Source organism: Stenotrophomonas sp. YJH_SMC_25, assembly GCF_059369595.1.
Map to the genome: position 1 here is coordinate 125,402 of NZ_JCAFSV010000003.1, position 25,812 is coordinate 151,213.

A 25,812-nucleotide genomic window follows, 5' to 3' on the forward strand; every position below is an offset into this window, starting at 1 on the left:
CGGCTGCTGTTGGCCCACCCGCTCCAGTTCAGCCGAGCATGGGCTCGGCCCTACAAGGTCGCGGCGCGCGAGCGCTGCAGCCAGTCATTGATGGCCGGGTCCAGTCGCGGGTCGTCCGGTAGCTGCATGCCGAAGCGCTGTTGCAGCACGGCACGCACATCCCCCACATCATGCAGCGGGCGCTTGTCCGGTGCCTGCCCGGCGCGATACTCGGTGTAGTTGCCGCTGCCGATGGTGCGGCGCCAGTCCGGCCCGGTCAGCGACGCGCGCAGCTGCCCGGGGAAACTGGAATCGGGATGGGTGCACACGTACCAGTTGCCCACCACGTTGTCGATCGGTGCCGGCGCCTGCAGGTCGAACCGATACATCGCCCGCCAACCATCGTTGGACTCGGCCGACAGCACGAAATCACCCTCGTCGGGCAGGCGCTGCAGCAGAAAGCGTTCGTGCGGCGTGGCCTGCGGCTGCGGATCATGCAGGCGCAGCGGCACGGTCGGGGTCAGGCTGCCGAAACCGGCATCCACCAGCCAATCGTCGCTGTCTACGTTCACGCGCAGCAGCAGGTGGGTACGCGCGGTCAGTTCGCCGTCCTGGGCGGCCAGCAGTACCCGCGCGCTCAATGGCTGCGCATCGAAGCCCAATGCCTGCAGCAGCGCCAGCAACCCGCCATTGAGTTCGAAGCAGTAACCACCGCGGCGCTCGTCGAGCAGCTTGCGCTGCACGCTGTCCAGGTCGATCGGCACCGCATCGCGCAGCAGGCAGCTGAGTGTCTCGAAGGGCAGCAGTGCGTTGTGGCGCTGCTGCAGCAGGGTCAGGCCGGCCAGGGTCCGCGGTGGCGGTGCATCCAGCTGCAGGCGCTGCAGGTAGCGGGGGACATCGAGCGTCGTCATGGAGGCAGCGGGCGGGGGAGGGGCGTCCACTGTGTTCCCCAAACCGGGGTTGAGGTCAAGCGCGGTGGCCGTGTCATGCCTCCGTCGCCTGCACCCGGTACAAAGACCGCGTCCACCAGCGATGGGGGGACGCAGACGAAGAAAGCGCTAAAGTTGTCCTGAGTCAGGCCGATACAGGTGCGTCTTTCCGCCTGGAGTCTGTCATGTCGGCCGTTGTCCCCCACCTCCGGTCCCTGCGCACGCGCCTTGCTGCGTTGCACTCGGCGTCCCCCGGGCTGCTGCGCTGGCTGCAGCCACATCGGCTCAGCGTGGCCAACAAGCTCAAGGCCACACTGTGGATCTGCGGCCTGGGCCTGGTGGCGATCGCTGCTGTCTACGCCTGGACTGGCCATGCCAACGCACTGGCTGCGCGCAGCCAGGCCAGCTACCAGCGCGGCAGCGATCTGGCTGCCAGCCTGTCCACGCGGGTGGCCGAAGCGCGTCGCCTGCAGACCCAGTATGCACGCAGTTTCGATGATGCCGACCGCGCGCAGCTGTTGGCCACGCAGAAGGCGTTGCAGACCGATCTGCAGGCGCTGCGCGCGATGCCGATGGATGCTGGCCGGCGCAAGGCCCTGCAGGCGCTGACCGAAGCCGCCGACGCGTTCTCGCAGGGTGTGGCCGCCCTGTTCGAACGGGTCGACGAGATGGGCCGTGGTGATGCCGGCCTCGCTGCGCAGCTGCAGCAGGCCGCCGACACCCTGCAGGCGCAGGTGGATGTGCAGCAGCGGCCAGCGCTGGCGCTGTCCCTGCAGAAGATGCGAAGGCAGGAGGCACTGCTGCTGCTCGACGGTGATTCCACCCACGCCGACCGCGCCAGCGAGGAGAAGCTGCCGTTCGACCTCGCGCTGGCGGGCCTGCCTGCGGATGTGCAGGACACCCTGCGCACCGGGATGGAGGCGTATCAGGCCGCACTGCTGGGGTATACCGCTGCCCGCGTCGGCCTGGATGTGGAAGCGCAGTCGCTGCTGGATACCGCCACGGGCGTAGCGCCGGCGTTGGCCGCATTCCAGCAGGCACAGGTGGCGGCGCTGGCCAGGGCGCAGGCACGCCAGCAGGCCGGCGCGCGCACCATGAGCGTGGTGTTCGCACTGACCCTGCTGCTGGTGGCCGGCGTGCTGATCACCAGCCTGGTGCTGGTGCTGCGTGCGGTGCGCCAGCCGATCCAGGACACCCTGCGTTTCGCCAGCGACATCGCCGACGACCGCCTCGACACCACCCTGCGCGTCTACAACGCCAACGATGAAATCGGCCAGCTGGCCCAGCGCCTGGTCGACATGCAGCAGCGCCTGCGCGCGCGCATCGAGACCGAGCGTGCGGTGGCCCGCGGCAACACCCGCGTGCGCCAGGCATTGGACAGCGCACAGGCCGGCTTGATGGTGATCGATGCCGAAGGCCTGGTGGCGTACGCCAATCCGGCGCTGCTGGAGCAGCTTGCACTCCGGCTTGAAGATCTGGTGGGGAGCGATGCGGTACGCCTGCATCCGGCACTGGCCAGCCTGGCTGGCGTGCGCCAGCGCGAGGAGCACGAGATCGGTCATGCCGGCGTCCGCTATCAGTTGATCGCCAATGCCATCACCGACGAAGGGCATTTCCTCGGCGTGGCAGTGGAGTGGCGCAGCCGCGCGCTGGAAACGCTGCTGGAAACCGAAGTGGCAGCACTGGTCGACGCCGCCGCACATGGCGACCTGCACGGCCGCATCGCGCTGGAGGGAAAACAGGGCTTCGTGCGCACGTTGTCGACCAGCATCAACCGCCTGCTGGCGACCTTCGAGACCAACCTCGGCGATCTGCAGGCGCTTCTGGCGGCGCTGGCCCGTGGTGACCTCAGCGTGCGCATGGAAGGTGAGCTGCAGGGCGTGTTCGCACGCATGCGCGACGATGCCAACGCCACGGTCGCGCAACTGGGCCGCATCGTCACCCGCATCCAGCAGGCGACGTCCAGCCTCGACACCGGTGTGGGTGAGATCGTTGCCGGTCACCATGATCTGTCGCAGCGTACCGAACAGCAGGCGGCCAACCTTGAAGAGACGGCAGCGTCGATGCACGAGTTGACCGACACCGTTGGCCGCAACGCCGATGCCGCGGGCCGCGCCGATGCCCTGGTGCAGGGGGCGGCCGCGGTGGCCCAGCGCGGCGGCGAGGCCGTCGGCCAGGTGGTCGCGACCATGCATGGCATCAGCGAGGCCTCGCGGCGGATCGGCGACATCACCCAGCTGATCGATGGCATCGCTTTCCAGACCAACATCCTCGCGCTGAATGCCGCGGTGGAAGCCGCGCGCGCAGGTGAGCAGGGCCGCAGCTTCGCCGTGGTGGCTGCGGAAGTGCGCCTGCTGGCCCAGCGCAGTGCCGAAGCGGCCAAGCAGATCAAAGGACTGATCGAGGATTCGGTGGCGCGTGTTGGCCAGGGCAACCAGCAGGCCGAGCAGGCGGGCATCACGATGGGCGAGATCGTTGGCAGCGTGCAGCAGCTGGCCGAGCTGCTGGCCGGTATCCGCAGTGCATCGCAGGACCAGCATGCCGGCATCGCGCAGGTGAAGCAGACCATCGTGCAGATGGAAGCCAGCACCCAGCGCAACGCCAGCCTGGTGGAAGAGGCTGGTGCCTCCACCGCGCAGATGCAGGCGCAGGTACACGCGCTGGCCGAAGCGGTGGGCGCGTTCCAGTTGCAGTCGATGCCACAGGCGCGCGCTGCGGCCTGATCGTGCTCCGGTAGTGCCGGCCGCTGGCCGGCACTACCCTTGTGGCTCAATACACGTCGCGACGGTAGCGCCCTGTCTCCAGCAGCGTTTCCACTTCTTCATCACCCAGCGCTTCGCGCAGCACCTGGTCCACGCCTTCGGCCATGCCCAGCAGCGAACCGCAGACGTGGATGACCGCACCACGCTGCATCCAGTCGCGCAGGGCATCGGCTGCTGCACGCAGGCGATCCTGCACATAGCCGCCCTCACCATCGCGCGAGAACGCCAGGTCCACCCGCGCGAGATGGCCATCGGCCTGCCACGCTTCGATCTCATCGGCGAACAGGAAGTCGTGCGCGCGCTGGCGTTCGCCGAACAGCAGCCAGTGCCCGTGCTCACCTGCATGCGCGGCTTCGCGCAGCAGGCTGCGCAGGCCCGCGATGCCGGTGCCATTGCCGATCAGCACCATCGGCGCACCGCCAACGCGATGGAAACCGGGGTTGCGGTGCACGCGGGCCACGATGCTGGCACCGACCGGCGCATGCAGCGACAGCCAGCCCGAACCCAGGCCGGTGCGTCCGGTTTCGTCATGGACCAGCCGCACCACCAGTTCGACCGCACCGTCATCCGTACAGGATGCGATGGAGTACTCGCGCCCCGGCAGCAGTGGCAGCCCTGCCAGCCAGAGGCACGCATCCTGCACCGCCAGCGCAGCATCGGCATCGGGCAGCTCGCGCTCGCTGGCCAGCGCCAACAGCGTGCGCGGCTGGCCGTCAATCAGCAACGGCTGCTGGGGATCCAACCCATGTGCCTTCAGCACCGCAGCGGCGTGCCGCGCGTTGTGGCGGGGCGCGATGTGCAGGATGTCGCCCGCCTGCCACTGCACATCGGCCGGTGGCGCAAGACGGATGCGCCAGATGGCGCCGCCCATGCTGCCTGGATTGAGGCGGTCACGGCCGAGCAGGCGCCACTCGTGCATCTGCGTCGCGGCCGGCAACACGCTGTCATCGGTGGCGATGCCGGTCAGCGCGCCGAGATGTTGCTGCCACTGGCGCAGCGCCGGTATCGCGGCGGCATCGACATCGATGCGCTCGAACAGCGCACGTGCGCCGTTGCCCAGCAGCCAGCCATCGAATTGGCGGCCAAAGCCGCAGTAATGCGGGTACTGGCGGTCACCCAGGGCGAGCAGGCCGAACTGCAGGCCCGACAGATCGGGCGCTTGTGCCAGCAGCCGCCGCGCAGCGCCCCGTGCCGCATCCGGCGGCTCGCCATCGCCGAAGGTGCTCAGCACGAACAATGCCTGCGCAGTGCGCGCGAGCTGCGTGGCATCGACCCGGGCCAATGGCAGTACCTGCACGCCATGGCCAGCGGCCTGCAGCTGCGCGGCGGCACGCCAGGCCAGCTGCTCGCCCAGCCCGCTCTGGCTGGCATGCACGACCAGCCAAGGTGCGCGGCCATCATCGGTGGCAACCGGCAGCGACCGGCGCAGCCCGCGCGCGGCACGCTGGCTGCGGCGGCGGTCCAGGTACAGCATCCAGCCGGTGATGAAGAACAGGCTCATGGCCAGACTGCTGAGCATCACCACGACACGCCCGGGCATGCCGAAGTAGCTGCCCGAGTGCAATGCGAACACGCTGGTGGCCAGCTGCGCGCCGGCGCCCTGGCGCGCGTAGGGGCGCGAATCGAGGATTGCCCCGCTGGCCGGATCCAGCTGCAGCAGATCATGTGCACGGTCATGGTGGCCACCGCGCTGTGACGGATCGCCAGCCATCACCCGCACGTTGAGCGCCTGGCCAGGCTTTTCCGGCAGGCGCAGGTCGATGTAGCCGGTGTGCACGCCGGGCAGGGCATACAGCGTGGCTTCGATGCGCTCCAGGTTCAGGGCGGCGCCGGTGGCGACCTTGTGCTTGGCGGCCGGTGCGACGCCCAGCAGCGTATTGGCGGCACTGCGATACCAGTCGAAGGACCACCACAGGCCGGTCAGCGCACTCATCAGATAGATCAGCAGCACCCAGGTGCCGACCACGGAGTGCAGGCTCCACAGGAAGCCACGGCCGCTGCGTTTCCATTCCACCGCCAGCCAGCTGCGCCAGTGCCACCAGCGGCGCGGCCAGCGCAGGTAAAGACCGGACAGGGTGAAGAACAGCAGCGCGATCGCACAGCTGCCGGTGATCCACTTGCCGCGCTCGCCCGCGGCGAGGTGGCGGTGCAGGTCCTCGACGAAGTCGAAGAACGCCTGCCCACGCAAGGCACTGAAGCGCTCGCCGCTGTACGGGTCGAAGTAGACCCAGTGTTCCTTGCCACCAGCGAAGCGTGCCACCGAGGGCCGCTGCCCGGTGGCGTCCACGCGCAGGCGCTGCAGGGGGCGATCACTGCCGGCCTGCAGCAGCGGCACCAGTTCGCTGAGTTGAAGCGGAAGCTGGCCGTCGGCATGGTGCTCGGCTATTTCGGCGAAGCCGGGGTTGGCCGCGCGCAGCAGTTCGTCCTCGAAGGACAGCACGGCGCCGCTGAGGCCCATCACGGCCAATACGGCACCGGCGGTGATGCCCAGCAGCCAGTGCAGTTGGAACAGGACGTTCTTGAACATGGAAGGAGGAGGGCCTGGAAGGCTGCCGCCCGCATCCTGCGCAACAGCAAATGAGAATTAGTCGCGGAATTCTCCGTGGCGGACGGGCTACGGTCAAGGAGGGTTTTGTTGCAGGGCTTTGCAGCCCTGCACCCGCTACAAGCCGGAGCAACGTCAACGTCAAAAGCTGGCTTTCCGTGGGTTGGCGGGGTGGGTCCGGTTGAGGGGGACGCTGCAAGTACGTCCATGTAAGCTCGGTCGCCGCATCCATGCGGCTCACGCCCCCTCAACCGGACCCACCCCGCCTTCGACAGTTTCCTGCGATCTGTCGGAAATACTCTTGGGGTCAGATCCGTTTTCCGTAGGAAAACGGATCTGACCCCGGAATTTCATTCGATATCTGACAGATGTGTCGACCAAGGTCGACACCTACCAACAGCCGCGAAGATCTGTCAGAGGCGGGGCGGTGTCGGAGTGCGGGGTGTCAGCCGCATGGATGCGGCTGCCAAGCTTACAGGGACGTACTTGCAGCGTCCCCGCACTCCGACACTGCCCCGCCATCCCACGGAATGCCCGCTTTGGCTTTGGCTGTTGCCGTTGCATCGAGCAGGGTGCAGGGCTGCAAGCCCTGCAAAAAACACCCTCACTTCACCCAGCTGTCGATCTCGCCGTGGGCGAACGGTCCCAGCTTGGCCTTCACCAGCCGCCCCTGCGCATCGAACAGCACGCTGTAGGGCAGCAGGCCCTGGGTATTGCCCAGCTGCACGCTGGCATCGCGCGGCCCCGGGGTCTCGATCACGATCGGATAATCCACCGGTACCCGCTGCAGGAAACCGCGCACGTCCTCCGGCGTATCCAGCGCCAGTCCCAGCACCTGTACACCGTGCTCGCCCTGGACATGTGCGAAACGCGCCAGTTCGGGCATTTCTTCCACGCAGGGCGCGCACCAGCTGGCCCAGACATTGATCAACAGCGGGCGACCGCCAGCGTGCTGGCGCAGGTCCAGCGGCCGGCCTTCAAGATCGGGCAGCGACAGCGCGGGCAGGCTGTCGCCGACCTGCAGGGCCGGTGCCGCAGCCGCCACAGCAGGCGCCGCTGGCATGGCCTCAGGCCCAACCGGCGCAGGAGCCAATCGATGCCCGGCCCACAGGCCAAGGCCGGCGGCCAGCACCGCTGTCCACAGCAGCGCTGGCCGTTGCCACTTCATCGTGCGGTGCGCAGCAGCGCTTCCTCCACCACCGCCTGGGTCAGCAGGGTCGGCAGCACGGTCGGCGGTGCGCCGGGGCCGTACACCACGTACAGCGGCACGCCGACGGCTTTGTGCTCTTCCAGGAACGTGGTGATCTGCGGATCGACGTTGGTGTAGTCACCGCGCATGTACACCGCGTTGGTGCGCTTGAGCAGGTCCTTGAACTCCGGCCGCGACAGCACGGCACGCTCGTTGGCCTTGCAGCTCACGCACCAGTCGGCGGTCATGTTGACGAACACCACGCGGTTGTCGGCGCGCAGGCGGTCCAGCAACTGCGGCGAATACTCCACCACGTTGTCGCTGGCGGCCTGTGCGGCGCGTGCCGGCGCTGCCAGCTGGGTCACGCCCCAGGCCGGTACCAATGCGCCGATCGCCAGCAGTACGCCGAGCAGCGTCACTGCACGCGAGCCGGTCCAGCGGTTGCGCTCGAACAGCCACAGGCCGAAGGCGAACAGCAACAGGCCACCCAGCACCAGCGCCATGCCGTCCACGCCGCGCTGCTTGCCCAGCACCCACAGCAGCCACAGCGCGGTGGCGTACATCGGGAAGGCCAGCACGTGCTTGAGCGTTTCCATCCACGGGCCGGGCTTGGGCAGGCGGCGCGCCAGCGCCGGCACGAAGCCGATCAGCAGGAACGGCAGCGCCAGGCCCAGGCCGAGGAACAGGAACACGGTCATCGCCTTCAGCGGCGGGGCAATGAACGCGTAGGCAATCGCGCCACCCATGAACGGGCCGACGCAGGCACTGCCGACCACGCAGGCCAGCGCACCGGTGAAGAAGTCACCGGCCGGGCCGCTGCGGCTGGCCAGCGACTGGCCCAGGTTGCCGATGCCGCCGCCCAGGGTGAACACGCCGGACAGGCTCAGGCCTACCGCGAACATGATGTAGGCCAGCGCCGCCACCACGCCCGGGTGCTGCAGCTGGAAGCCGATGCCGACGGCGTTGCCGATTGCGCGCAGGCCCACCATCAACGCACCGATCACCGCGAATGCGACCAGCACGCCCAAGGTGTACCAGAGCGCGTGGCTGCGTGCGCGCTGCGGGCTTTCGCCACTCTGCGCCAGGCTCAGGACCTTCAGCGACAGGATCGGCAGCACGCAGGGCATCAGGTTCAACACCAGGCCGCCGGCCAGCGCCAGCAGCAGCACCCAGACGAACGAACGGTCCGGGTTCGGTGTGGTCGCCGGCGGGCGCGTACGCAGCGCGTTGTCACCGCGCGCATCGGCGGCGAATTCATTGCCGTCCACGGTGCCTGCGACGGCCGGGGGGGCGGCATCCGTATTGGGCACCGTCGGCAGCAGGCGCAGGGGGGCGCCGTTGGCGCCTTCGCGTGGCGCCACAGCCAACGGGCTGATTACCTCGTTGCGCGGCGGTGCCTGGTCGGCGCTGGCGCTGACCTTGCCGGCCGGGATCGACAGCTTCACCCGGCGGGTCATTGGCGGGTAGCAGATGCCATCGGTCTGGCAGCCCTGGAAGGTCACCACGAGGGTGCCGTCAACCGCGTCGGCAACCGTGCGCCGCAACGGCAGCGGCACTTCCACCTGGTTGAAGTACACCGAGACATCGCCGAAGTGCTCGTCGCGATGCGACTGCGCGGCTGGCCAGCGCGGCGTGCCGGCCTGCACGCCGGTGCTGCCTTCCAGCTTCAGCGAGGTGCGGTCGCGATACAGGTAGTAGCCCGGTGCCGGGCTGAAGCGCAGCAGCAGGGTGTTGCCGTCGCTGGCGATGGCATCGAAGCCGAACGCCTGCTCCGACGGCAGCGGCAGCGCCTGGCTGTTGCTGGCCGCACCTGGCAGGCGCAGGCCGCCGCTGTTGCCGGCACCGGCCAGCGGGTTGTTGAACGGACTGGCCGCACCGGCGCGCGCGGCAGGGGCCGCGGCCTGTGCACCGCTGCCGGGCAGGGTGACCTGCACCACGCGCTTCTGCGGCGGGTAACAGACACCGGCATCTGCGCAGCCCTGGTAACGCACTTCCAGGCTGATGGTGCTGGCGGCCTCGGTCGGCGTGCCGGGCAGGGTGGCCTGCAGGCGCTCGCGATAGGTTTCGACCTCGCCGAAGAAATCGTCGTGGTGCTTGTCGCCCTTGGGCATCTGCAGCGCGCCGGCATTGAAGGCCGGGTCGGCCTTGACGCTGGTGCGGTGGCGATACAGGTAATAGCCGGGCGCGATCTTGAACTGCAGTTGCACCTGGCCACGTTCGGGGGCGGTGGCGGTCAGCGCGAATGCCTGGTCCACCGGCAGCAGGTCTTTCTCATCCAGGGCGAACGCCGGCAGCGAGAGCCACATCAGGGCGCACAGGGCGGCGCCACGCGCAAACAGAGTCTTCAATCAGTGTCCTCCCGGGTCTGTGCCCGGATCCAGTCCAGATACGCCGGCAGGCCGGCCCGGGTTTCGACCGCGATGCACTCCGGGAGTTCATACGGATGCAGTTCGACGATCCGGGCGATTGCGTCATTGACGCGACTCGCGGTGGTCTTCACCAGCAGCTGCAGCTCGGCGTCGGTGGTCACCTCGCCCTGCCAGCGGTAGGTCGACTGCGCGCCATCGAGGCGGGTCACGCACGCGGCCAGGCGCTCGCCAACCAGCGCGTGCGCGATGCGCTCGGCACTGGCCCGGTCCGGGCAGGTGGTCAACAGCAGCAGGACGGGATCGACGGTCGACATGACCGTCGAGTATAGGGCCGCCGCCGGGTCAGGACCCGGCGGCGGCCGTGGACCGCTGCGTTGCGCGGTCAGTTGGCCAGCTGGCAGGTGGTCGGCTTGGCCGAGGTGAACAGGCCAGGGGTCGCCCACTCGGGGTGGTCGATGAACGGGTTGCGGTTGCCCTGGAAGCTGTAGATCACGTCATTGCGCGCACGCTCGGCATCATCCGGCGGGTCGGACAGGTGCCAGTCGATCAGCGTCGACAGCAGGCCCATGTAGGCCGGCGAGCTGCTGGTCTTGACGATCCTGCTGCGGTCGTCGGTCAGCTCCAGGTCCGGCTCGGACTGGCCAGTGGCTGCATCCTTGCCGCCCTCGTAGCGGATCGCCATGTACATCACCGCACGCGCCATGTCGCCCTTGCGCTTGCCCCACACCTCGAACGTGCCGGTGTTGCCGTCCGGCGTGCGCACCCAGTTGGAGTTGCCCGGATAGCCACCACTGCCGCCACCCTGGCCGTTGTTGGCCTCGGTGGCGCGCTCGCCGCAGCTGGCGTCGCACTTGCCGAACGGCTTGTTGCCACGGTCGGCGTTCCACTGTGAATCGGTCAGGTACAGCATGTGGGTGTCGGTATACGGCGCGTACGGCAGGCCCTTGTCACCCGTGGTGGTGGCAAAACCCAGCGAGTTCGGCCAGGTGTGCTCGCGGTTGTACTTCAGGCCACTGCCGCTGCCGGCGCGATCGGTCACCTTGGCGTAGCTGCGGTTGCGATACGCGTCGAGGATGCGGTTCGGGTTGTTCGGGTCCTCGTCTGCGATCTCCAGGATGGTCCAGGTACTGGTGCCCGAGCCGCTGTACGGGTAGGCGGTGTGGCCCTTGATTGTCGCGTGCAGCGAGCAGCGCAGCTGGCTCGGGCTGCTGGTGTTGACCTTGGAGTAGTAGCCGGCCGGCACGCCAGGGTTGCCCGGGTCCGGATTGCCGCCGGTGCTGGCCACGGTGAAGGCGATGCGGCTGTCGGCCGCCGGGTGTGCGCCCTGCAGGTCGGTGATGCGCGCGGCGCGGATGTCGAAGCGGCAGGCTTCACCGGCCACCAGCGCGGTGTTGGTGGACAGCTTCACGCTGCGCCCGCTGGCCGGGAAGGTCAGCGGCACGCTGCCGGAGGTACCGCAGCTCAGCGCGAAGGCGCCGCTGGCGAGGTTCACGGTTTCGCTGAACACCACTTCCAGATCGGCGGCGGCCGGGAAGGTGCTGCTGCCCTGCGCCGGGGTGGTAGTGGACACCGACGGCGGCGTGTTCGGGCCGGGGGTGGTGCCGCCGCTGAAGGTCTGGCCGTTGTTGCAGCTGCCGAAGGTCTGCCTGGCCGACTCGGCCCAGGTGAAGTGGGCGTACTGGCTGCCGCTGCCGGTCAGCTGCAGCGAGGTGCCGGGGGCCGTGCTGTTGGTCTCGGCCACCGGAATGTTCTGGCTGGTCAGGCCGGCGGCAGGGCCACCGGAGGCGGTGATGGCGCCCTCGTAGCTGAGGAACTGGACCACCTTGCCGCTGGCGTCGACCAAGGCGATGCCGTCGTTCGGGCCGTTCTGGATGCCGTTGGTCGGGTAGTTGACCACGGCGATGCTGGCGCTGCCGCAACCGGCGGCGGTGCCGGCCGGGACCGGGTTGTTGGCGTAGACCGTGGCGGCCGAAGGATTGCTGCCGTTGTAGAGGTAGAGGCGGTAGCCGGACAGGTCTTCACCAGCGGTAGCGACCACTTCGATGGCTTCGCCGACGTCACCGGCGGCGGTGCTGTCGTCGTAGTGCAGTTCATTGATGAAGACCTCGGCCTGGGCCGGCGCCGCGGCCAGTGCCAGCAGGCAGGCGGCGGCAAGCGGGGACAGCAATCGCATCGACTACTCCTTGTGATTGGGAATGCGTGACCGAGCCTAAGGCCGATCCAGTGACACTTTGTCGTAAATGAACGTCAGATATCTGACAGTGCGACGCTTGTCACCGAAATTGTCCAGGACCGACGCCTTGGCCGAGGCGCGCGGGTGGAAAAATTTTTTTCATTCCGCCCTTGAAAGGGGGCGGCGGGGCTCCATCTCTGCCCTGCTCCCGACGTTGTCGGGTTTCTTCACGTGCGGTTCTGGCACTCGCCTGGGGTGAGTGCTAACATCGCCGGACTTTTTTAGACCAATCAATCACTTAAGAGGTCTCCTATGAGCATCAAGCCGCTGCACGACCGCGTTGTGGTCAAGCCGATCGAAGCCGACGAAATCTCCGCCGGTGGCATCGTCATCCCCGACTCGGCCAAGGAAAAGTCCACCAAGGGTGAGGTCGTGGCCGTCGGCCCGGGCAAGCCGCTGGACAACGGCAACGTGCGCGCGCCGTCGCTGAAGGTCGGCGACAAGGTCATCTATGGCCAGTACGCCGGCAGCTCGTACAAGAGCGAAGGCGTCGAATACAAGGTCCTGCGCGAAGACGACGTGCTCGCCGTCATCGGCTGAGCCTCGGCGCGACCTGTTTCAACCTGATCCCAAACTCCCAGCCGCCGGGCATCGTCCGGCGCTACCAATGAGGTAAATGCAATGGCTGCCAAGGATATTCGTTTCGGTGAAGACGCCCGTTCGCGCATGGTGCGCGGCGTCAACGTTCTCGCCAATGCCGTCAAGGCCACCCTGGGCCCGAAGGGCCGCAACGTCGTGCTGGAAAAGAGCTTCGGCGCCCCGACCATCACCAAGGACGGCGTCTCCGTCGCCAAGGAAATCGAACTGGCTGACAAGTTCGAGAACATGGGCGCGCAGATGGTGAAGGAAGTTGCTTCGCGCACCAACGACGATGCCGGCGACGGCACCACCACCGCCACCGTGCTGGCCCAGGCCCTGATCCGCGAAGGCGCCAAGGCCGTTGCCGCCGGCATGAACCCGATGGACCTCAAGCGCGGTATCGACAAGGCCGTTTCGGCCGCCGTCGCCGAGCTGAAGAACATCTCCAAGCCGACCGCCGACGACAAGGCGATCGCCCAGGTCGGTACCATCTCGGCCAACTCGGACGAGTCGATCGGCCAGATCATCGCTGACGCGATGAAGGAAGTCGGCAAGGAAGGCGTCATCACCGTTGAAGAAGGCTCGGGCCTGGACAACGAGCTGGACGTGGTCAAGGGCATGCAGTTCGACCGCGGCTACCTGTCGCCGTACTTCATCAACAACCAGCAGTCGCAGACCGCTGACCTGGATGACCCGTTCATCCTGCTGCACGACAAGAAGATCTCCAACGTCCGTGACCTGCTGCCGGTGCTGGAAGGCGTCGCCAAGGCCGGCAAGCCGCTGCTGATCGTGGCCGAGGAAGTTGAAGGCGAAGCGCTGGCCACCCTGGTCGTCAACACCATCCGTGGCATCGTCAAGGTCGTGGCCGTCAAGGCTCCGGGCTTCGGCGACCGTCGCAAGGCGATGCTGGAAGACATGGCCGTGCTGACCGGCGGCACCGTGATCTCCGAAGAAGTCGGCCTGTCGCTGGAGAAGGCCACCATCAAGGACCTGGGCCGCGCCAAGAAGGTGCAGGTCTCCAAGGAGAACACCACCATCATCGACGGCGTCGGCGACAAGGCCAACGTTGATGCACGCGTGGCGCAGATCAAGACCCAGATCCAGGACACCTCCTCGGATTACGACCGCGAGAAGCTGCAGGAACGCGTGGCCAAGCTGGCCGGCGGTGTTGCCGTGATCAAGGTCGGCGCCTCGACCGAAATCGAAATGAAGGAAAAGAAGGATCGCGTCGACGACGCCCTGCACGCCACCCGTGCGGCCGTTGAAGAAGGCGTGGTTCCGGGCGGCGGCGTTGCCCTGGTCCGCGCGATCACCGCGCTGGCCGGCCTGAAGGGCGCCAACGAAGACCAGAACCACGGCATCCAGATCGCCCTGCGTGCGATGGAAGCCCCGCTGCGCGAGATCGTCGCCAACGCCGGTGACGAGCCGTCGGTCATCATCAACAAGGTCAAGGAAGGCACCGGCAGCTTCGGCTACAACGCCGCTACCGGCGAGTTCGGCGACATGCTGCAGTTCGGCATCCTGGACCCGACCAAGGTGACCCGTTCGGCGCTGCAGAACGCGGCCTCGATCGCTGGCCTGATGATCACCACCGAAGCCATGGTTGCCGAAGCTCCGAAGAAGGACGAGCCGGCCATGGGCGGCGCCGGTGGCATGGGCGGCATGGGTGGCATGGGCGGCATGGACTTCTAAGGCCCACGCCCGCGTCGGACGTTGCCGGCCCTGGTCGGCGCGTCTCCCCGATGCAAGGAAAAACCCCGCCGCGAGGCGGGGTTTTTTTGTTGTCCGGTTGCCGCCATGGCGCCGCGTCGCTACGCTCGCAGACCATGCCTACCTCGTTCATCGTCGTCGACGACTTCCTCTCTCCAGCCGATGCACACGGCCTGCGCCAGGCCGGCCTGGGCCTGACCTATCCGGCGCAGGAGGGGGCATTCCCCGGGCGTAATTCGCTCGAACGGCTGGAGCTGGACGGCCTGTCCGAGGCCGCGTCGCGGTTGGTCAACGAGCCGCTGCGGCCGGTCAATCCGTTGCAGTCGCACGGCAAGTTCCGGCTGACCCTGGCCAGCGATGTGGGTCGCGCCAAGGTGCACACCGACCATTCGCACTGGTCCGGCATCCTCTACCTCAGCGCCCCGGAGCACTGCGAAGGGGGTACCGAGTTCTTCCGCCATCGCCGCACCAACACCGAGCGCATGGCGCTGAACGCCCACGAGCTGGCTGCGCTGGGCTACGCCAACGGCGGCGACATGCATCGGGACATCATCGAGCGCGACAGCGTCGACGACAGCCAGTGGGAAATGACCATGCGCATCCCGATGCGCTTCAACCGCCTGGTGCTGCTGCGCCCGTGGTTCTGGCATACCGCCGGCCCGGCCTTCGGCGACCGGCCGGAGAATGGGCGGCTGGTCTACCTGATGTTCTTCGAGCAGGCGCGTTGAAGGGAGGTCATCCACGCATCGCGTGGATCTACTTCACGAATGCCTACTTCACGAATGCCTTCGCTGCGCCGTACTCCCACTGCCACGGTACGCCGATGTCGCCGAGCACGAAGGCCACCAGCGCCGGGAAGGTCGCCTCGGCGCGCACATCGTTGCCCAGGATCACCACGCAGCGCTGCTGCTGCTCGACGCACACCAGCGTATTACCGACCGCATCATCGTGGCCGCCCTTGTAGAAGCCCGCGCCTTGCGGGCCACGGAACGTCACCACTCCCAGGCCGGCCGCCAGGTCCTTGCGCTGCAGCGCCTTCGGCAGCTCCGGCTGCAGGGTGGGGAACTGGCTGGCGGTGGTGATCGGCAGCTGCGGCCGCACCAGCTCCTTGCGCATCGTCGCTGACAGCCCATCGCCGCGCACGTAGCCGGCGGCGAAACGGGCCATGTCGGCGATGGTGGTATCCATCGAACCGGCCGCGCGCACGCGGCTGCGCTCATCGTGCGGCTCGGCGGTGCCCTCCATGGTCCAGCCGTCGGCCAGGTTGGCGGCGAAGTCCCCGCGCCACATCATGCTGGTGCGGGTCATGCCGAAGCGGTCGAATACCCGCTGCTGCATCAACGCACCCACATCCTCGCCCAGCCGTCCGCGTTCGATCACGAACTGCAGCAGGATCAGCCCTTCGCCGGAATAGCCGTAGCGGCTGCCTGGATCGAAGTGGAACTTCAGCCGGCCGTCCGGTTCAAGAAACCCGAAGTTGGCAAAGCCACTGGCGTGGTTGAGCAGCAGGCGTGGGGTGAGCTGGCGCCAGCGCGCATCATCGGCCAGCACGCGGTAGTCGGCGTACTTCTTCGTTTCGGGCGGATAGTCCGGCAACGGCTTGTCCAGCGCTGTGGCGATGCTGGCATCCAGATCGATCCTGCGGTCCTGCGCCAGCTGCGCGACCAGATGGCCGAATGCCATCTTGGTCAGCGAGGCGGCGTACATCACCGTATCGGTGCGCAGTGGCTCGCCTGCGGTATTGCGCTCGCCGTAGGCGGCGACGTGCACCACCTTGCCGCCGTCGATCACCGCCAGTGCCATGCCGCGCGCCTGTGCGGCCTGCATCAACCGCTGCGCTTCGGCATCGATGCGGGCCGGCGAGGGTACCGGGGGAGGTGCAGCCAGCACGGCCAGCGGGAACAGCGTCAGCAACATCAGGGCAGCACGGCACATGCGTGGAATTCCTGGTGGGGCGCACGGTGATGCTACGCCAGGCTGCCGCTGGCGTCATTGCCGGATGTCAGCTGGCCTGCGGCTGGCGCAGGCAGATCCGGGACGCGCCGGCACCGATGTCCACCTGGCCGCCGCGCATTGCATCCGCACCAAGGATCAGCGCCGGCCGGCCCTCCAGGCCGATCGCCTTGAACACTGGCAGTTCGCTGATGCGGACCTCCATCGATGGGTGCTGCCAGCCGTTGCCGGTCATGCCGGGCAGGGTGTAGAGCCAGGTTGCCTGCTTTCCGCCGCCCAGGCCTTCGGTGCCCTTTTCACGCACCCGCACCCGTGCGTCGCTGCCGTCGGTGCGCAGCCCCAGTGCGCGGGCTGCTTCGGCGTTGAGGACGGTCTGCGCGGCACCGGTGTCGACCACGGCGATGGCGTCCACCGCGGGCGCGCCCAGTGCAAGCATGATGAAGCCGAACTGGCGCAGGCCGTCAGTGCGTCCGGGCAGCGCATTGGGCTGGCAACCCGGTCCTTCCAGGTTCAATCCGCCGGGTGTCCACAGCGCCAGTTGATTGCGGCCGAAGTCCCAACGGGTGTCCCAGCGTCCGGTCAGATCGTTGCCGATCAAGCCGTCAATGGCCGGATCATCGTCCTTCGGCAACGACGACAGATCGACCTTCATGGCTTGGGCCTGCAGCTGCCAACTGCCCAGCTGCCAGGACGTTCTGCGTATGCGCTGCAGCCGCGCGGAGGCTGCACTTGCCCCTTGGGCCTGTGATACCTCCGCATCCGCATCTCCCAGACCGTAGCGCCGCACGACGCGGTCATCGACCAGCGTGGCGCCTGCCGCGCTGTCGACCACGAAGCGCAGCGGTTCGGCACGCCCGTCCAGCGACACGGCCACGGCCGGATGACCGCCCTGCATCCACATCGGCAGGATGTGTTCGGGGGAATCGGACGCCAGCGCAGCCAGCGGGGCAGCAAGCAGGACGAATGGGATGAGGCGCAAGGCAGGTCTCCGCAGTGATCATGGGTGACCATTGGCGCGCAGCGGCGTATCGCGGGAACATCGGCGTTGATACCGTCCTGATACAGACCTGCCTGATACTGCCTGCATGACGACTCCCGCCCGTGTCATCGTTGTCGATGACGACGCCAGCATCCGTGATGCCATCGCCGATTGCCTGTTGCTGCATGGCTACCAGGTACGGGTGGCAGCGGACGCGACGGCGCTGGACGTGCTGCTGCAGGTCGATCGCCCGGACGTGATCATCCTCGACTGGATGATGCCCGGTGAGGATGGCCTGTCGGTCTGCCGCCGGCTGCAGGCACGGGCCATTCCGATCCTGATGCTGTCGGCGATGGGCAGCGCACCGGACAGGGTGATCGGCCTGGAGATGGGCGCGGACGACTATCTGGCCAAGCCGTTCGATCCGCGCGAGCTGCTGGCGCGGGTACGCGCGCTGCTGCGCCGGCAGGACAAGCTGCGCGCGCAGGTAGCCAGTGAACTGCGCTTTTCTGGTTGGCGGTTGCTGCCGGAACAACGTCGCCTGCTGGCGCCGGATGGGAACGAGCTGGTGCTCAGCCGTGGTGAATTCAGCCTGTTGCTGGCGCTGGCCGAACGCCCCGGGCGGGTGCTGGGGCGCGAGCAGCTGCTGCAGCTGAGCCGTGGCGAACCGAGTGACAGCGTCGACCGCGCGATCGACCTGGCGATCAGCCGCCTGCGCCGCAAGCTCGGGCAGGCCTCACCCGGTGCGGAAGCCCTGGTGCAGACATCGCGTGGCGAAGGCTATCGCTTCCACGCCGAGGTACAGGTGCTGTGAACAGCCGGTGGCCGACCGCGCGTTGGATCACGATGCTGGCCCTGGCCAGCCTGCTGCTGGCGACACTGGTCAGCGTGGCCGTGGTTGGCTGGATGCCTCGGCCCGCGCCGCCACCGATGCGGTTGGACCAGGCCGTGCAGGTGCTGCGGGGGGAGCAGGCCGCGGCACCACTGGGCCTGCATCTGGCGACGCAGGATGCGCCACCACAGGGCAGTGCCAGTGACTGGCTCACCCAGTTGGCGGCGCTGCAGCTGGGTTTGCCGGCGAAGGAGGTGCGCCTGGTCTGGAGCGGACAGGGCAAGGCGCCTGATGTGCAGGTCATCGAAGGCGGCGCTGTGCTCGACGGCACGGCGCGGGTCGGTGTACTGAAGGCGCAGGCCGCGCTGCTGACCGCGATGCAATGGCCGCCGTTTGAACTGGGCGTGCGCCAGGCCGATGGCCGATGGCAGGTGGTCGGCAGCGATCACAGTGATCTGGCAGCTTGGCGGCGACAGGTGATACTGGCGCTGCTGGGCGGTGCCGTGTTGCTGGCGCCGCTGGCGGCGTGGGCATCGATCCGGCTGGGGCGTCCACTACGACGCTTGGCCGATGCCAGTGCACGTGTGGACCTGCAAGCCGACACGCCCCTGCCGGATGATGGCCCGCGCGAGGTACAGATGCTGGCCGCCGCGATCGGCACCGGTCGAGAGCGCCTGCGTGCGCAGGCCCAGGACATGACCCATATGCTGGCTGCAGTGGCGCACGACCTGCGCACACCATTGACCGGCCTGCGACTGCGCGCCGAGTTCGCGCCCACACCACAGGCGGCCCGGATGGTGGCGGACATCGAGCGCATGGACACGATGATCGAGCAGGTGCTCGATTACGCACGCGGCGAATTGCAGCCGTTGCAGATGCGCCCGCTGGATCTGGCCGCGCTGCTGGAGGAGTGCGTGCAGGCAGCGTTGCTGCGCGGTGTCGAGATCTCCATCCAGGGGCCGGACAGTCTGCCCTGGCACGGCGACGCGCTGCTGCTTCGGCGCGCGTTCGACAACCTTATCGACAATGCCGATCGCTATGCCGGGGCGATGGAACTGCGGCTTGCCGTGGTTGAGCGAGGGGTCCAGCTGGAGGTGATGGATCGGGGCCCAGGTATCGCCGAGGGCGACCGAGTACGCCTGCTGCAACCGTTCCAGCGCAGCGAGCGTTCTCGTAGTCGCACCACCGGTGGAGCGGGACTTGGGCTGGCAGTGGCCGCCAATGTGGCGAGGCGGCACGCGGGCGAACTGCAGCTGCTGCACCGGGAGGGCGGCGGGCTGATTGCGTGCCTGCTGCTGGGAAAGTTCACCTGATATCGGCTGTGGTTTACAGGCAGCGGCTGTTTTGCTGTATGATTAGGCGCCTAACCATATCACGTGCGTGAGATGATCGAAGCCAAGCACCATGCCCTGATCGAGGAAGCGCAGCGACGCGGTCACGCCAACATCGCGCCGCTGCGCCTGTGTTTCCAGCTGCTCTCGCTGTCCTCGTCGATCGATCGCGACTGCGCCGCGCGGCTGGCACCGCATGGGCTCAGCGAGGGTCGCTTCATCGTGCTGTTCCTGTTGCACGGGGCCGGTGGCGCACTGCCGCCGCATGTGCTGGCCGAGCGCGCCGGCGTGACCCGCGCCACCATCAGCGGCCTGCTCGATGGCCTGCAGCGCGAAGGCCTGCTGCAGCGTCGCAACGATGACGGGGATGGCCGCCGCCTGCAGATCGTGCTGACCGCACCGGGAAAGCGTTTGGCCGAATCGCTGTTCGAGCAGCACACGCAATGGATCGGTGGGCTGTTCAACGGCCTGGATGCTGATGAACAGCAGCAGCTGTCACAGCTGCTGCACAAGGTCTGGCAGCACACGGACGCCGGGCGGGAATCCGCAGCATGAGCACGGCCATTCCTGCGGAACGCCGGCAAGCACTCAACACCGGCCGCGTCCCCGCCACCCATCTGGCAGAATGCCTGGCAGTGGATTTTGCCGCGCTGCTGCAGGTGGTGGCGCCTGCGCTTGCACCGGAGGCGCAGCAACGCATGCGGGACGCCTCAGGCAAGGGCATCACGCTGCGCATGGCCCTGGCTGCGCAACTGCTGCGTGAGGCGGGGCAGGGGGCGCCTGCGCTTTGGCAGCATCACAGCTCCGATACCGTGCGTGGCTGGGCCTGCTACCTGATCGGCAGCGATGCCCGCGCAACGCTGGCAGGGAAACTGCAGCAGATGCGCACACTGGCCGATGACCCCCATTTCGGTGTGCGCGAATGGGCGTGGCTGGCACTACGCACGGACATCGTTGCCGCACCACTGCAGGCGCTGGAGCACCTGCAACCGTGGTCACAGGAAACATCGCCGTACCTGCGCCGCTTCGCCTGCGAAGCACTGCGTCCGCGCGGTGTCTGGGCCACGCATATCGCACTGTTCAAGCAGCGCCCGGAACATGCATCCGCGCTGCTGGAAGCACTGGCCGACGATCCGGAACGCTATGTGCAGGATTCGGTCGGAAACTGGCTCAACGATGCCGGCAAGACTCAGCCGCAGTGGCTGCGCCAGCTGTGTACGCGTTGGCAGCATGAGCGCCACAGCGACGCCAACGCCTACATCCGCAAACGCGCGCTGCGCTCGCTCCGGTAGTGCCGGCCGCTGGCCGGCAACCCCCGAACCCTCAAGGAAGAACCACCATGTCGCACACCCTCATCGAGCTCTACACCGCCACCCCTGCCTGGACCACACTTCCGCCCGAGCAGCGGAACGCCTTCTTCGCCCGTATCGGCGCCGGCATGCAGCAGTTCGATCCGGTCCGCATCACGCCGCTGGCGATGGGCCGCATTGCCTCGGGCGTACCGCACGGCAGCGATGAGCAGTTCTATGCGGTCTGGCGCTGCGCAAGTCGCGAGGAGGTCGATGCGTTGATGGCCGGCATTGCCGCTACCGGCTGGCATGAGTACTTCACCACCACCCAGGCGGTAGGCGCGATGGACAGCATGGCCCAGCACCTTGCCGACCTGGCCGCCTTGTAGCGGCGCGGCAGACGCCGGCAGATTCCGTGCTGGGCATGGGTGGCACATGCGCCTGTCACCCAGACGCGGTAAACAGGACATTGCCCATGCCCATCCGCAGGAAAGTCGATCATGCAGAGCACGCTCCAGGTCACGCTGTTCGGCCCTCTTGGCGACAGCCCGGCGTTGCAGTTGCCGGGGCTGGAGGGGCCGTCGGTGGCCATCCAGGAATCGGCCCTGCGGCGCTTGGTTTCCGATCTTTACACCGCGCGTTCCCTGCTCAACCCCGAGCAGCTGGACGAGGCCCGGCAGGAACTGGATCGCGTGCTGGAACGCTGGGCCGACATCCATGAGGGCCTGCTGCTGGACGTGGAAGTGCATGGCAAATGAGCGACGTTGCGTGGTTGCCGCCGCGTGGGCAGGGCCGGCGCGCATCTCGCTGAACCGCGTCCCCAGTTGCGGATGAAACATTTTGCACTGCGCAAAAGCTGTGCTATCAATACAACCCATGAATGCAGCCGCCACCCGCTTTTACTGGTATTACTTTCCGAAGCCACTGGCGGAGGAAGGACTGCGCTCACCCTGAAGAAAGCTTCAGACGCATTCCCGAAAGCCGCCAGCGAACCTGGCGGCTTTTTTCATGCTGCCACGCTGGGGACCCCCAACGTTCCGGAGACCTCCCCCAATGCCCCCGCACACCGACGACCTGCGTATCCGCACCATCGAACCGCTGACACCGCCTGCCCAGCTGCTGGCGATGCTGCCGTGTGACGATGAAGCCTCCGACACCGTCAGCGCCTCGCGCGCGGCCCTGCACCAGATCCTGCATGGCCGTGACGACCGCCTGGCAGTGGTGGTTGGCCCATGCTCGATCCACGACCCGAAGGCCGCCATCGAGTACGCCCAGCGCCTGAAGCCGCTGCGTGACGCGCTGGCCGGGGAACTTGAAATCGTGATGCGCGTGTACTTCGAGAAGCCGCGCACCACGGTGGGCTGGAAGGGCCTGATCAACGATCCGGACCTGGACGGCAGCTTCAGGATCGACAAGGGCCTGCGCATCGCCCGTGGCTTGCTGCGCGACATCAACAAGCTCGGCCTGCCGGCCGGCGTCGAGTTCCTCGACGTGATCTCGCCGCAATACATCGCCGATCTGGTGGCCTGGGGCGCCATTGGTGCGCGCACCACCGAAAGCCAGGTGCACCGCGAACTGGCCTCGGGGCTGTCGTGCCCGGTCGGCTTCAAGAACGGCACCGATGGCAACGTGAAGATCGCCGCTGACGCGGTGGGTGCGGCGTCCAATCCGCATCACTTCCTGTCGGTCACCAAGCAGGGTGGCACCGCCATCGTGTCGACCACCGGCAACCCGGACTGCCATGTGATCCTGCGCGGCGGCAAGCAGCCGAACTACGATGCAGGCAGTGTCGCCGAGGCCTGCCAGGCGCTGGCCAAGGCCAAGCTGCCGACGCGCCTGATGATCGACGCCAGCCATGCCAACAGCCTGAAGAACCCGGACAACCAGCCGAAGGTGATCGAGGACATCGCCGTTCAGTTGGAAGACGGTGAACAGCGCATCGTCGGTGTGATGATCGAGAGCCATCTGGTCGGTGGTCGCCAGGAACTGGTGGAAGGCCAACCGCTGGTCTACGGGCAGAGCATCACCGATGGCTGCATCGACTGGGACACCACCGTGACGGTGCTGGAGCGACTGGCCGCGGCCGTGCGCGCCCGTCGCGAAGTGAAGGTGTCCGAAGCCGCTTGAGTGCGGCACGTGTGTGGATGGCGGCCAGCGCCTGCGGGGGTGCGGCCGCGATCAGGGCCGGTCGGAGTTGGAGACCGGCCCATCTGCACCGGCGATGCGCCTGGCGCTGCGCATGAGCGACAGCGCCAGGTACATCGCCGGGGTGGTGCGGATTCCGCCGCGCGAACCTCAATGCACTTCGTCGTGGTACACGAACTTCGGCATTTCCCAGCGGTAGTGGATCGCCAGCAGGCGCAGCGCGAAGCCGCCGCCGAGGCAGCACAGGATCGCGGTGGCGTCGGCCACGCCCCAGTGCAGCAGCAACAGGTAGGCCGCGCCGGTCAGCAGCGCGATGATCGCGTACAGCTCCTTCTGGAAGATCAGCGGCACCTCGTTGCAGAGGATGTCGCGCAGCACGCCGCCGAACGCGCCGGTCAGCATGCCGGCGATCAGCACGATCGGCATCGCATGGCCGGCTTCGCGCGCGATCGAGCAGCCGATCAGGGTGAAGGCGATCAGGCCCAGGCCATCGAGCACCAGGAAGGTGCGGCGGAAGTGGTGCATCCAGCGCGCCACCCAGGTGGCGATCAGCGCCGCGCACACGGTGAAGCCCAGGTACTCGGGATGCTTCACCCAGCCCAGCGGGTAGTGACCGAGCAGGATGTCGCGCAGTGAACCACCACCGAGGGCGGTGACGCAGGCGATCATGACCACGCCGAACAGGTCCATGCGGCGGCGGCCGGCGGACAGCGCGCCGGTCATGGCTTCGGCGGAAATGGCGATCAGGTAGATGATGGACAGCAGCATTGGGCAGGCTCCGGGCGCGGTGGGGCCGGCCATGCGCGACTACCGCCACTGCCTGCGCAATGACGGGATGACGATGACCGGTGCCGCTCCCGCTGTCCTTTTGCCTGAGAGTTCAGCGGCATGGGCCGCGTGCCCCTTCGGCGGATCGTCCCGGGCATGCCCGGTGACCTCTCTCCAGCTCGGCGAGTCGAATGCATGGTTGGTGGGATTCCAGCCCACCGGCCTGAGCGATCATGGGAGCCTGCGCCTTCGGCGGGCGCCAGCGCGGCGCCTCTCTCCTGCATTCGGGCGCCAGTATATCCGCTGCAGTGCAGCACGGCATAATCCGGGCATGGCCCCGTCCCTCCGCCCGTGGTTCCTGTACCTGCTCGAATGTCGCGATGGCAGCTATTACGCCGGCATCAGCACCGACGTGGACGCGCGTTTCGCCACCCATCAGGCTGGCAAGGGCGCGCGCTACACCCGGGCCCGGCCGCCGCTGCGGGTGCTGGCCGTGCGCGAGTACCCGGACCGGGCCGCCGCCTCGCGGGCCGAATGGCAGCTCAAGCAGCAGCCGCGCGAACGCAAGCTGGCCTGGCTGCAGGCGCCGGATCCTGCGCTTCTGTAAAGCCGAGCCCACGCTCGGCTGTTGTTGCTGCTGCCTGATGGTGAAGCCGAGCATGGACCCGGCTCTACAGTAGATCCACGCCATGCGTGGATGGGCGCTTCCAGTCATGCCATGATCGCCACACCCATCGACACATGGATCCGTCCGATGAAGAACTGCGGGATACTGCTGTTGACTGCCTGCGCGGCCCTTCTGGCCTGCACCCAAGCACCGTCGCCACCGCCACTGCAGCATGGGCAGATCGGCACCGCTGCTGAGCTGGCTGCGTATGGCCCGAGGACACCCGAACTGATCCACCTGCGTCGTGACCGGGTCCCTCCCGATCTGGTCGATCTGATCCCGTTCGCGGAAAAGTGGGGGATCGGCGATGACGTGCTTCGCAATGAAATGCGGGAGCGCGCCACTGACGCGGAAAAGCAGGCATTGATGGATGCGCTGGCGGGGCGCCATGCGCGCATCACCGCCTGGTTGGACAGCTTCCCGCAGGGGCAGCCCATGTCTGAAGAAGCCGCTGCGTTCATGTACATGCAGCTGGGCACCGACGAAATGGGCCTGATGCCGTAGATCCACGCCATGCGTGGATGCGGCTTGCATATGCCATGATCGCCCAGCCCTCAGCGCTGGAGACCCGGATGTCCACCGTCGCCCTGTTGTTCGCTCTCTCCGCGTCAACCAGTCCCGCTGCCGACCCGGCCACCCTCGCGGCCATCGAAGCCACCTGCCATGACTACGTCGACGGCCAGCTGGAGGCCGACCCGCAGCGCGTCGCCCGCTCCCTGCACCCGGACCTGGCCAAGCGCGCGGTCCTCGGCGATACGCCCGACGAGCGGCTGGGCCTGCGCCGCATGTCGAAGGAAGAACTGGTCGCGCTGACGAAGCAGGGCGCGCTGAAAACCCCGAAGGATCAATGGGACCGCCGCTGCACGGTGCTGGACGTGACCGGCAATGCCGCCTCGGTGCGATTGGAAACGCCGTGGTTCGTCGATTACTTCCACATGGGGCGCTTTGACCAGCGCTGGGTCATCGTCAACGCGTTGTGGTACCCGAAACCGAAGGCGAAGTGAGCACGATGCGTGCCGCCGGTAAGGCATGGGTCTCCGTCGTCGTACTGGCCGCCGGCATCGCACTGCTGCCTGGCCTGCTGTACCTGCTCGGGCTTGCCCTGGTGGGCGGTTGGCCGAAGCCAGCAGACCGTGTGCCCAGTGGTGTGGCTGCGTGCAGCAGTGAACCGCGAACAGGATTTCAGCCGATGAATCCCTGGAGTTTCGCCGCGCAGTTCTTCGACGACGACGCGATGAAGAAGAAGGTGCCAGAGGTGGAACGGGAGGCGTTCTGGATTGCCCGCCGCCATCTTTGGCGACAGCCACGGCACGACATGCTGCGCTGGCATCTGAGCAGCACGGCACTGACGATCTGGATTACCCGCAACTGGAGTGCCGCGCAGATTGCCGACACCGCAAGGAAGGAGGACTTCTGCCGCGCATGGTCGAAACGGCGGGCGCCCGGCGGCCCGATGAAGCGGTAGATCCACGCCATGCATGGATGATGTTGACGGAGTCAGAGCCCTTTCCTGCGGAAAGGGATCGGACCGCGTGGCAGCCGGCCAGCGGCGG

The 25,812-nt window shown here is 67.4% G+C and carries 24 protein-coding genes and 2 riboswitches; of the genes, 15 read left to right on the forward strand and 9 right to left on the reverse strand.

All coding sequences use genetic code 11. From position 1 onward, the window contains the following. Positions 1-50: 50 nt before the first annotated feature. Positions 51-890 (reverse strand): arylamine N-acetyltransferase family protein, encoded by an 840-nt coding sequence (locus AC5P7E_RS05350; RefSeq protein ID WP_049452087.1) that lies wholly within the window; start codon positions 888-890, stop codon positions 51-53. Between the two features lie 203 nt (positions 891-1,093). On the opposite strand from AC5P7E_RS05350, the gene AC5P7E_RS05355 reads away from it, so the two are divergent. After that, positions 1,094-3,631 carry a methyl-accepting chemotaxis protein gene (locus AC5P7E_RS05355; RefSeq protein WP_114618279.1) on the forward strand — a complete coding sequence of 846 codons (2,538 nt, stop codon included), beginning with the start codon at positions 1,094-1,096 and terminating at the stop codon, positions 3,629-3,631. Positions 3,632-3,677: 46 nt separating this feature from the next. Here AC5P7E_RS05355 and AC5P7E_RS05360 read toward each other — a convergent pair whose 3' ends face one another. The 5 genes from AC5P7E_RS05360 to AC5P7E_RS05380 all read right to left on the reverse strand — a co-directional run bounded on the left by AC5P7E_RS05360 (position 3,678) and on the right by AC5P7E_RS05380 (position 11,946). After that, a complete protein-coding gene (locus tag AC5P7E_RS05360; RefSeq protein WP_197633387.1) occupies positions 3,678-6,197 on the reverse strand; it encodes a PepSY domain-containing protein in 2,520 nt (839 codons plus the stop codon). A gap of 622 nt (positions 6,198-6,819) precedes the next feature. Further along, on the reverse strand, positions 6,820-7,383 hold the full coding sequence (locus AC5P7E_RS05365) for a TlpA family protein disulfide reductase (RefSeq protein WP_114618277.1): 564 nt from the start codon (positions 7,381-7,383) through the stop codon (positions 6,820-6,822). Beyond that, positions 7,380-9,752 carry a protein-disulfide reductase DsbD family protein gene (locus AC5P7E_RS05370; RefSeq protein ID WP_114618276.1) on the reverse strand — a complete coding sequence of 791 codons (2,373 nt, stop codon included), beginning with the start codon at positions 9,750-9,752 and terminating at the stop codon, positions 7,380-7,382. The genes AC5P7E_RS05365 and AC5P7E_RS05370 overlap by 4 nt, the downstream gene beginning before the upstream one ends. Further along, a complete protein-coding gene (cutA, locus tag AC5P7E_RS05375; protein ID WP_049396392.1) occupies positions 9,749-10,087 on the reverse strand; it encodes a divalent-cation tolerance protein CutA in 339 nt (112 codons plus the stop codon). The genes AC5P7E_RS05370 and cutA overlap by 4 nt, the downstream gene beginning before the upstream one ends. Positions 10,088-10,155: 68 nt before the next feature. After that, positions 10,156-11,946, reverse strand: a complete 1,791-nt coding sequence (locus AC5P7E_RS05380; RefSeq protein ID WP_495222825.1) for an endonuclease — start codon at positions 11,944-11,946, stop codon at positions 10,156-10,158. Positions 11,947-12,258: 312 nt separating this feature from the next. Between AC5P7E_RS05380 and AC5P7E_RS05385 the strand changes: the two genes are divergently transcribed. The 3 genes from AC5P7E_RS05385 to AC5P7E_RS05395 all read left to right on the forward strand — a co-directional run bounded on the left by AC5P7E_RS05385 (position 12,259) and on the right by AC5P7E_RS05395 (position 15,023). Next, the gene (locus tag AC5P7E_RS05385) at positions 12,259-12,546 is read left to right on the forward strand and encodes a co-chaperone GroES (protein ID WP_005411227.1); all 288 of its coding nucleotides are present in this window, start codon (positions 12,259-12,261) and stop codon (positions 12,544-12,546) included. 81 nt (positions 12,547-12,627) lie between these two features. Next, positions 12,628-14,277 (forward strand): chaperonin GroEL, encoded by a 1,650-nt coding sequence (gene groL, locus AC5P7E_RS05390; protein ID WP_005411226.1) that lies wholly within the window; start codon positions 12,628-12,630, stop codon positions 14,275-14,277. A gap of 134 nt (positions 14,278-14,411) precedes the next feature. Further along, positions 14,412-15,023: a DUF6445 family protein gene (locus AC5P7E_RS05395; RefSeq protein WP_005411225.1), complete on the forward strand. Its 612-nt coding sequence runs from the start codon at positions 14,412-14,414 to the stop codon at positions 15,021-15,023. A 43-nt stretch (positions 15,024-15,066) separates the two neighbouring features. Here AC5P7E_RS05395 and AC5P7E_RS05400 read toward each other — a convergent pair whose 3' ends face one another. Beyond that, entirely contained in the window at positions 15,067-16,230 is a 1,164-nt protein-coding gene (locus AC5P7E_RS05400) for a serine hydrolase domain-containing protein (protein ID WP_065183218.1), read from the reverse strand. Between the two features lie 67 nt (positions 16,231-16,297). Beyond that, positions 16,298-17,227, reverse strand: coding sequence for a pepsin/retropepsin-like aspartic protease family protein (locus AC5P7E_RS05405; protein ID WP_049396396.1), 930 nt, complete (start codon positions 17,225-17,227; stop codon positions 16,298-16,300). A gap of 106 nt (positions 17,228-17,333) precedes the next feature. Between AC5P7E_RS05405 and AC5P7E_RS05410 the strand changes: the two genes are divergently transcribed. The 7 genes from AC5P7E_RS05410 (at position 17,334) to AC5P7E_RS05440 (ending at position 22,806) form a co-directional block, all read left to right on the forward strand. Next, the gene (locus AC5P7E_RS05410) at positions 17,334-18,041 is read left to right on the forward strand and encodes a response regulator (protein ID WP_049396398.1); all 708 of its coding nucleotides are present in this window, start codon (positions 17,334-17,336) and stop codon (positions 18,039-18,041) included. A 32-nt stretch (positions 18,042-18,073) separates the two neighbouring features. Continuing rightward, positions 18,074-19,372 carry a sensor histidine kinase gene (locus AC5P7E_RS05415; protein WP_114618307.1) on the forward strand — a complete coding sequence of 433 codons (1,299 nt, stop codon included), beginning with the start codon at positions 18,074-18,076 and terminating at the stop codon, positions 19,370-19,372. A 72-nt stretch (positions 19,373-19,444) separates the two neighbouring features. Next, entirely contained in the window at positions 19,445-19,945 is a 501-nt protein-coding gene (locus tag AC5P7E_RS05420) for a MarR family winged helix-turn-helix transcriptional regulator (protein ID WP_005414623.1), read from the forward strand. Continuing rightward, positions 19,942-20,682, forward strand: a complete 741-nt coding sequence (locus tag AC5P7E_RS05425; RefSeq protein WP_099530458.1) for a DNA alkylation repair protein — start codon at positions 19,942-19,944, stop codon at positions 20,680-20,682. Before AC5P7E_RS05420 ends, AC5P7E_RS05425 begins: the two co-directional genes overlap by 4 nt. Before the next feature lie 47 nt (positions 20,683-20,729). Continuing rightward, the gene (locus tag AC5P7E_RS05430; protein ID WP_111174075.1) at positions 20,730-21,068 is read left to right on the forward strand and encodes a DUF6616 family protein; all 339 of its coding nucleotides are present in this window, start codon (positions 20,730-20,732) and stop codon (positions 21,066-21,068) included. A gap of 111 nt (positions 21,069-21,179) precedes the next feature. Further along, positions 21,180-21,437 (forward strand): hypothetical protein, encoded by a 258-nt coding sequence (locus tag AC5P7E_RS05435; RefSeq protein WP_005411217.1) that lies wholly within the window; start codon positions 21,180-21,182, stop codon positions 21,435-21,437. Between the two features lie 295 nt (positions 21,438-21,732). After that, positions 21,733-22,806 (forward strand): 3-deoxy-7-phosphoheptulonate synthase, encoded by a 1,074-nt coding sequence (locus AC5P7E_RS05440; protein ID WP_049460250.1) that lies wholly within the window; start codon positions 21,733-21,735, stop codon positions 22,804-22,806. A 168-nt stretch (positions 22,807-22,974) separates the two neighbouring features. Here the strand turns inward: AC5P7E_RS05440 and AC5P7E_RS05445 are convergent, their stop codons facing one another. After that, the gene (locus AC5P7E_RS05445) at positions 22,975-23,592 is read right to left on the reverse strand and encodes a trimeric intracellular cation channel family protein (RefSeq protein ID WP_005411215.1); all 618 of its coding nucleotides are present in this window, start codon (positions 23,590-23,592) and stop codon (positions 22,975-22,977) included. Positions 23,593-23,674: 82 nt separating this feature from the next. Then, a riboswitch (glycine riboswitch) is annotated at positions 23,675-23,780 on the reverse strand. Positions 23,781-23,793: 13 nt separating this feature from the next. Then, a riboswitch (glycine riboswitch) is annotated at positions 23,794-23,883 on the reverse strand. A 40-nt stretch (positions 23,884-23,923) separates the two neighbouring features. Here AC5P7E_RS05445 and AC5P7E_RS05450 point away from each other — a divergent pair. The 4 genes from AC5P7E_RS05450 (at position 23,924) to AC5P7E_RS05465 (ending at position 25,724) form a co-directional block, all read left to right on the forward strand. Beyond that, entirely contained in the window at positions 23,924-24,199 is a 276-nt protein-coding gene (locus AC5P7E_RS05450; protein ID WP_114618274.1) for a GIY-YIG nuclease family protein, read from the forward strand. Positions 24,200-24,346: 147 nt separating this feature from the next. Then, positions 24,347-24,763, forward strand: a complete 417-nt coding sequence (locus AC5P7E_RS05455; protein WP_114618273.1) for a hypothetical protein — start codon at positions 24,347-24,349, stop codon at positions 24,761-24,763. Positions 24,764-24,831: 68 nt separating this feature from the next. Then, positions 24,832-25,263 (forward strand): nuclear transport factor 2 family protein, encoded by a 432-nt coding sequence (locus AC5P7E_RS05460; protein ID WP_005411213.1) that lies wholly within the window; start codon positions 24,832-24,834, stop codon positions 25,261-25,263. Positions 25,264-25,268: 5 nt separating this feature from the next. Continuing rightward, entirely contained in the window at positions 25,269-25,724 is a 456-nt protein-coding gene (locus tag AC5P7E_RS05465) for a hypothetical protein (protein WP_114618272.1), read from the forward strand. The last annotated feature ends 88 nt before the right edge of the window (positions 25,725-25,812 follow it).